Source organism: Rossellomorea vietnamensis, from assembly GCF_008180415.1.
Taxonomy (GTDB): domain Bacteria; phylum Bacillota; class Bacilli; order Bacillales; family Bacillaceae_B; genus Rossellomorea; species Rossellomorea vietnamensis_C.
This window is the reverse complement of sequence record NZ_VTEI01000033.1, coordinates 1-5,734: the sequence shown is the minus strand read 5'-3', so window position 1 is coordinate 5,734 and position 5,734 is coordinate 1. Positions and strand designations below refer to the sequence as shown.

Annotated in this window: 4 protein-coding genes and 3 rRNA genes; all 7 read left to right on the top strand. The window is 40.3% G+C overall.

Going from position 1 to position 5,734, the window contains the following annotated elements; genetic code table 11:
* Window positions 1–316, top strand: a 23S ribosomal RNA gene (locus tag FZC78_RS23230); the annotation flags it as partial.
* Between the two features lie 85 nt (window positions 317–401).
* Window positions 402–518, top strand: a 5S ribosomal RNA gene (gene rrf / locus FZC78_RS23225).
* Window positions 519–2,069: 1,551 nt separating this feature from the next.
* The gene (locus FZC78_RS23220) at window positions 2,070–2,597 is read left to right on the top strand and encodes an RNA polymerase sigma factor (protein ID WP_148942429.1); all 528 of its coding nucleotides are present in this window, start codon (window positions 2,070–2,072) and stop codon (window positions 2,595–2,597) included.
* Window positions 2,584–3,291 carry a hypothetical protein gene (locus FZC78_RS23215; RefSeq protein ID WP_148942428.1) on the top strand — a complete coding sequence of 236 codons (708 nt, stop codon included), beginning with the start codon at window positions 2,584–2,586 and terminating at the stop codon, window positions 3,289–3,291. Before FZC78_RS23220 ends, FZC78_RS23215 begins: the two co-directional genes overlap by 14 nt.
* Window positions 3,292–3,609: 318 nt before the next feature.
* Entirely contained in the window at window positions 3,610–3,966 is a 357-nt protein-coding gene (locus tag FZC78_RS23210) for a hypothetical protein (RefSeq protein ID WP_148942427.1), read from the top strand.
* Between the two features lie 177 nt (window positions 3,967–4,143).
* A complete protein-coding gene (locus FZC78_RS23205) occupies window positions 4,144–4,980 on the top strand; it encodes a tyrosine-type recombinase/integrase (protein ID WP_187445074.1) in 837 nt (278 codons plus the stop codon).
* Window positions 4,981–5,384: 404 nt separating this feature from the next.
* Window positions 5,385–5,734: ribosomal RNA gene (locus FZC78_RS23200) — 16S ribosomal RNA — on the top strand; the annotation flags it as partial.

Sequence of the window (5,734 nt, the reverse complement as noted above, 5' to 3'; positions counted from 1 at the left end):
TCAGAACGTCGTGAGACAGTTCGGTCCCTATCCGTCGTGGGCGCAGGAAATTTGAGAGGAGCTGTCCTTAGTACGAGAGGACCGGGATGGACGCACCGCTGGTGTACCAGTTGTCTTGCCAAAGGCATCGCTGGGTAGCTATGTGCGGAAGGGATAAGTGCTGAAAGCATCTAAGCATGAAGCCCCCCTCGAGATGAGATTTCCCATCACTTTATGTGAGTAAGATCCCTGAAAGATGATCAGGTAGATAGGTCTGAGGTGGAAGCGTGGCGACACGTGYAGCTGACAGATACTAATCGATCGAGGACTTAACCACGAATTAGCGAAACTCGGAATACTTTCTTCTTTCTTCTAATACTTTATCTAGTTTTGAGAGAACGATGTTCTTTCAACAAAATAGGTCTGGTGACTAAGGCGAAGAGGTCACACCCGTTCCCATGCCGAACACGGAAGTTAAGCTCTTCAGCGCCGATGGTAGTTGGGGGATCTCCCCCTGTGAGAGTAGGACGTCGCCAGGCAAGACAAAGAGTACCCGAAGTGGTGCTCTTTTTTTGTGTTCAAATAATAGGGGGAGATCCCCAAAAATAGACTCTCTTATAACGCAGGAGCGAGGATGGGGAGGAGCAAGAAGGTCGAGGACGCGAGGGAGTGAACACCGCAGTGGGCAACCGCCCATGAGGATGTGAGCGAGCGAAGCGGACGAAGAGATTCGCCGCTCATCGCCGTCCGAGCCTTCAGCGCCGATGGTAGTTGGGGGCTCCCCCTGTGAGAGTAGGACGTCGCCAGGCAAACCAAAGAGTACCCGAAGTGGTGCTCTTTTTGTATTTGAAAAAAGGGAGATCCGCAAAATAGATTCTCTTAAAACGCAGGAGCGAGGATGGGGAGGAGCAAGAAGGTCGAGGACGCGAGGGAGTGAACACCGCAGTGGGCAGCCGCCCATGAGGATGCAAACGAGCGAAGCGGACGAAGAGATTCGCCGCTCAACGCCGTCAGAGCCTTCAGCGCCGATGGTAGTTGGGGGCTCCCCCTGTGAGAGTAGGACGTCGCCAGGCGATCAAAAGAGTACCCGAGGGTGCTCTTTTTTTATTTTCGAAAAATCTCCCTAATAGATTTTCTCCGGTTACATGAGTGCCCACTTTTCGGCATAGATATGGAATCACGCTGAGTCTCTGTTGCATGAGTAACTTGTTTTTTGCATAGATATGTCTTCACGTTGCGTCTCTGGATACATGAGTGACTTGTTTTTGGCATAGATATGTTTTCACGTTGGGACGCTGGATACATGAGTGCCCCCTTTTCGGAGTAGATATGTCTTCACACTGAGTCTCTGGGTACATGAGTGATCCCTTTGAGCTTAGAGATGTCCTCACGTTGTGAAACTAGAAAAAGCTTAAACAAGAGAACAAAAATATGAGGACAGCATACTTATAAGCGGTAGTAGATGGTTTCTTTTGAAATGAATTTTTCTTAATATCTGTAGTCAAAGAAGAAAGCAATCCAATGATTAATATAAAAGTAATTGCCTCTTTTATTGATGATAGACCAGAAAGTAATGTTAATAGTAAAACTATGCTTACTAATAACATTAATGAAATAGTAATATATTCAGGTTTAAACCTCGGTACGTTTTGCAAATCAGTCACCCTCCGTAAAATCATTAAACATTAAAAATTTTTTAGTTAAACAAATCTTTAAATGAATACTCTTTAGTGCCCATTTGGAAAAAAATGATAATTTTAGTTTATCACAGGGCACATCCATTGAGAATAAATTGTTTTTATCACTCATCTTGGATTCAGTTATAACGTCATTACAGAGCCTTAGTTGGCCAATAAACTGAACCCACCTTAAATAATGGTCGAGAAAACATGCAGCCACGCCATTAAATCAGTTTATCCCAATATGGTTGGACAAGGTCGGGTTGCTGCAAAATAAAAGAGGCTTTTTAGCCTGCATACTTGATTACATAATCTCTGCAAAATTAAAGTGAAACTTTTTGGTAATCCGGCCGTCTTTAGGGTGAGGCACCAAAGACCTTGGAAAGTAAGATGAAAAGCGGGGTGTGAGATATGGAAGATGAGGTTAGAAAGCAAAGGATAAGTGAGTGGTACCAGAAATATAGCGATGCGATTTATCAATTTATACTAGTTATGATAGGAGACCATGAACAAGCTAAAGATTTAACACATGATACCTTCCTTAAAGCCTATAATCATTTGTCGCATTTCAAAGGAGAAATGAGCGACAAGAATTGGTTGTATCGTATTGCCAGGAATGTGACCATAGATTTTATGCGTAAAAGAAAACCCATTCGCTATTTTGCCGATTACATTATGGCCTTTCCTTCAAGTGATGATTCTCCAGAAAGAATTTTGCAATTAGGTGAAGCTGAACGACAAATGTATAACGCCTTAAGCAAATTAAAGAGATCGTATCGGGAAGTCATTATATTGAGAAAGATCAAAGAACTGTCAATCCAGGAAACGGCTGAAGTTCTTGGGTGGAAAGAAAGTAAAGTGAAAACGACTCTATTCAGGGGATTGCAGGCCTTGAAAACTCAATTGCAAAAGGAGGGATATGATCATGAAACAATATGATGAAAACAAGGAATATGACAAAACTCTAAAATCACTTGATTCCATCACTATGGGAGAATCTGATAAAGAGGAGGTATATTCAGACCTCTTTCATAGTATCGAGAAAAAGAAAGGTATAGGCAGAGGCTTTAATTGGCCCATACATCTTTTATCTGCTGCCTTCATTATGATCTTCTTTGTAGGTGGAGGATATCTCATAGCTGAAAAAATACTGTGGGAACAAGCTGCTCCCGAGGATGAAAATGTTGAAACGATAGAAACGGTTCTAGATAATGTATTCTCTGGACCTGATAAAGAGTTGAAAAAGATATTAGATGATCAAGATTCCTATATAGAAGAAGACAAAGCTCAAGAATACCAAAGTGATTTATACTCCTATTATGAAAATATTTATCAACCTTATTTTGAAGAAAATACATTTCAAGGCCATATAAATACCAACCAGCTTACTTTTACCCAATTAGCCTATTACAAAGGCTATCAACTGAAAGCAGATAAAATAAATGTCAAAGAAGATGAAAAAACGGATGGTGCATACAACTTTACCGTTAATGTGCACTATTACAAAGGAGATATTAAAGAAGGAGATATTAAGGTCACAGGAAGAGTCAACATTTATAATACAGGTAAAATAAATACCCTGAAATTTTATGATGATGGGGGATTAGAAGAGTTGATAAAGATAATTCAATAGAAGGCTGACCAAATATGTTAACCCTCTAATTAAAAGGGTTAAAAAAACATCCTTTAGCAAGTTAGGAGGTTGAAGATCACCTGCACTCTCTACAGCAGCAATTTTTCAAAAGCATCCATGGAAAAAGACTCGTCCATAGACGAGTCTTTTTCTTTCTTTCGCTGATGAGTAAAAAAGAATCCCTGAATGATAATCTGATATAATCGTTTCAATGATTTCCAGTTACTGCCGATTTAATCTACATGTGGCTAAGCCGATCAATATAGTAAGTGAATTTAATTAAGAGAAAATCTTAACTTATGGCAGGGGGGGTATTGCATGACTTATTATTATTTAGCATCAGATCAAAAGTTGGGATCAGGAAATGGAACTATTGGTATTGCAATGTCAGCACTAGAGTTGGTTTCAGGATTTGATTACCCCATTCAAGTAGAGAATATTAATGGTCTTGAAAAAGAGTGGGAGCTCCAGGCACTGCTGCAATATATCCAAAATCATACTGCCCCTTATAAGATTTGCACGATCCAAGTAGCTAACTTATTGAACTCAAACCGAGTGGAGCTAAAGGTTCGGAGTAGATCAAAAGTATTGCTGCATGAGATTGCCGAACTTGAACAATTATTACTTGAAGAGGGGCATTTATTAACAATAAAGAAGGTGCCTAGATTTACATAATTTGAATCGAGTGTAAAGAGTACATTCACTTGCCTTTAGTGTGATATGAGGGTAATTCCAGTAAGAGGGTTTAAAACGGACCTGCATCTTTACACTCTCTATTTTCGCAGAAGTTGACTTCCCATATCAAAGCCTTTACCATAAAATCACCAAGTCTATTTCTCAGGGGTGTTAATCTTGGAACATTCTCATGATATTATCGATAGATTTTCAGTTTGGCTAAGAAAAGAAGGAAAGTCAGCAAACACAGTAACAACTTATCAAAGAGAACTGAAGAAATACCAGGACTGGCTTCAAACCAAAGGACTGACTCTAAATGAATTTTCCCGGAATGAAGTGCAGAGTTACATAAACTACTTAGAGAATCAAGGTAGAAGTCCAATAACCAATGATAAGATATTTGGCGCCATTCGAACGTTTTCTAAATTCTTAAAGCGACCAGATCTTACAGCAGAAATAGAAATCAAAACGGCAGAAAAGAAAAATGAAATCGAAACTTTAAACAACGAACAATGTGAGTCTATACTGAAAAAAGTAAGAGAAGATGCTAATTGCAGAAATACAGCAATTGTGTACACACTGCTGCATACAGGCATCCGAGTATCGGAACTATGTGCACTGGATAGATCAGATGTCGATTTGGAGGCGAAAACTTTGGAAGTTAATACTCCCACTGGAGCCCAAAGAATCATCCCGTTATCAGAAGAAGCAAATGATTACTTGAAAACATATATCAAAATCTCACAAGTCAAAACAGCGCTGTTTGTCTCGAGAACAAATGAGAGACTTACAGAAAGATCTATACAATACATATTAAAGAAATTTGAGGTTAATCCCCATAAGCTTCGCCACACCTTTTGTCAGCGGCTGGTCGATAAAGGCGTTAGCATTGAGGTTGTTTCAAGGCTTGCGGGGCATAAGGATATTAATGTAACCAAAAGGTATATCAAACCAAAGGTTGAACAACTGGCTCTTGAAGAAGCTATTCAAAAGACGTTTAGTAAAGATAGATGATCAATGAATTAACTCACGCAGAGAGGGTACGAATATAGTACTCTCTCTTTTTTATGAAAAAACCTTGATATAGTTATACAGAGATGATATATTAGGTATTCGGCTTTAAACATCGCTGCCGTTAAAGAAAAAATAAACAAATAGATGTTGACTTCTACGAAGTAGAATGGTATAGTAATAAATGTCGCTGCTACGAGAGAGTGATAGAAAATAAATAGCAGCTATAAATTAGTTGTTCGCAGAAGTTGACAACAACGAAACGATATGTTATGATAGACTTCTGGTCGATTGAACCTTGAAAACTGAACAAAACAACAAACAAAACGTCAACGTAAATCTAGTAAGAACATGTTTCTTACAAAGTTGCTAATACTTTAAAAATAGCAAATGAGCAAGTCAAACTTCTTTCGGAGAGTTTGATCCTGGCTCAGGACGAACGCTGGCGGCGTGCCTAATACATGCAAGTCGAGCGGAYTGATGGGAGCTTGCTCCCTGAARTCAGCGGCGGACGGGTGAGTAACACGTGGGTAACCTGCCTGTAAGACTGGGATAACTCCGGGAAACCGGGGCTAATACCGGATAGTTCTTTTCCTCGCATGAGGAAAAGTGGAAAGGCGGCTTCGGCTGCCACTTACAGATGGACCCGCGGCGCATTAGCTAGTTGGTGAGGTAACGGCTCACCAAGGCAACGATGCGTAGCCGACCTGAGAGGGTGATCGGCCACACTGGGACTGAGACACGGCCCAGACTCCTA

Coding starts and splice junctions, on each gene's coding strand:
- FZC78_RS23220 (WP_148942429.1), top strand. CDS start 2,070: ATGGAAGATGAGGTTAGAAAGCAAAGGATAAGTGAGTGGTACCAGAAA.
- FZC78_RS23215 (WP_148942428.1), top strand. CDS start 2,584: ATGAAACAATATGATGAAAACAAGGAATATGACAAAACTCTAAAATCA.
- FZC78_RS23210 (WP_148942427.1), top strand. CDS start 3,610: ATGACTTATTATTATTTAGCATCAGATCAAAAGTTGGGATCAGGAAAT.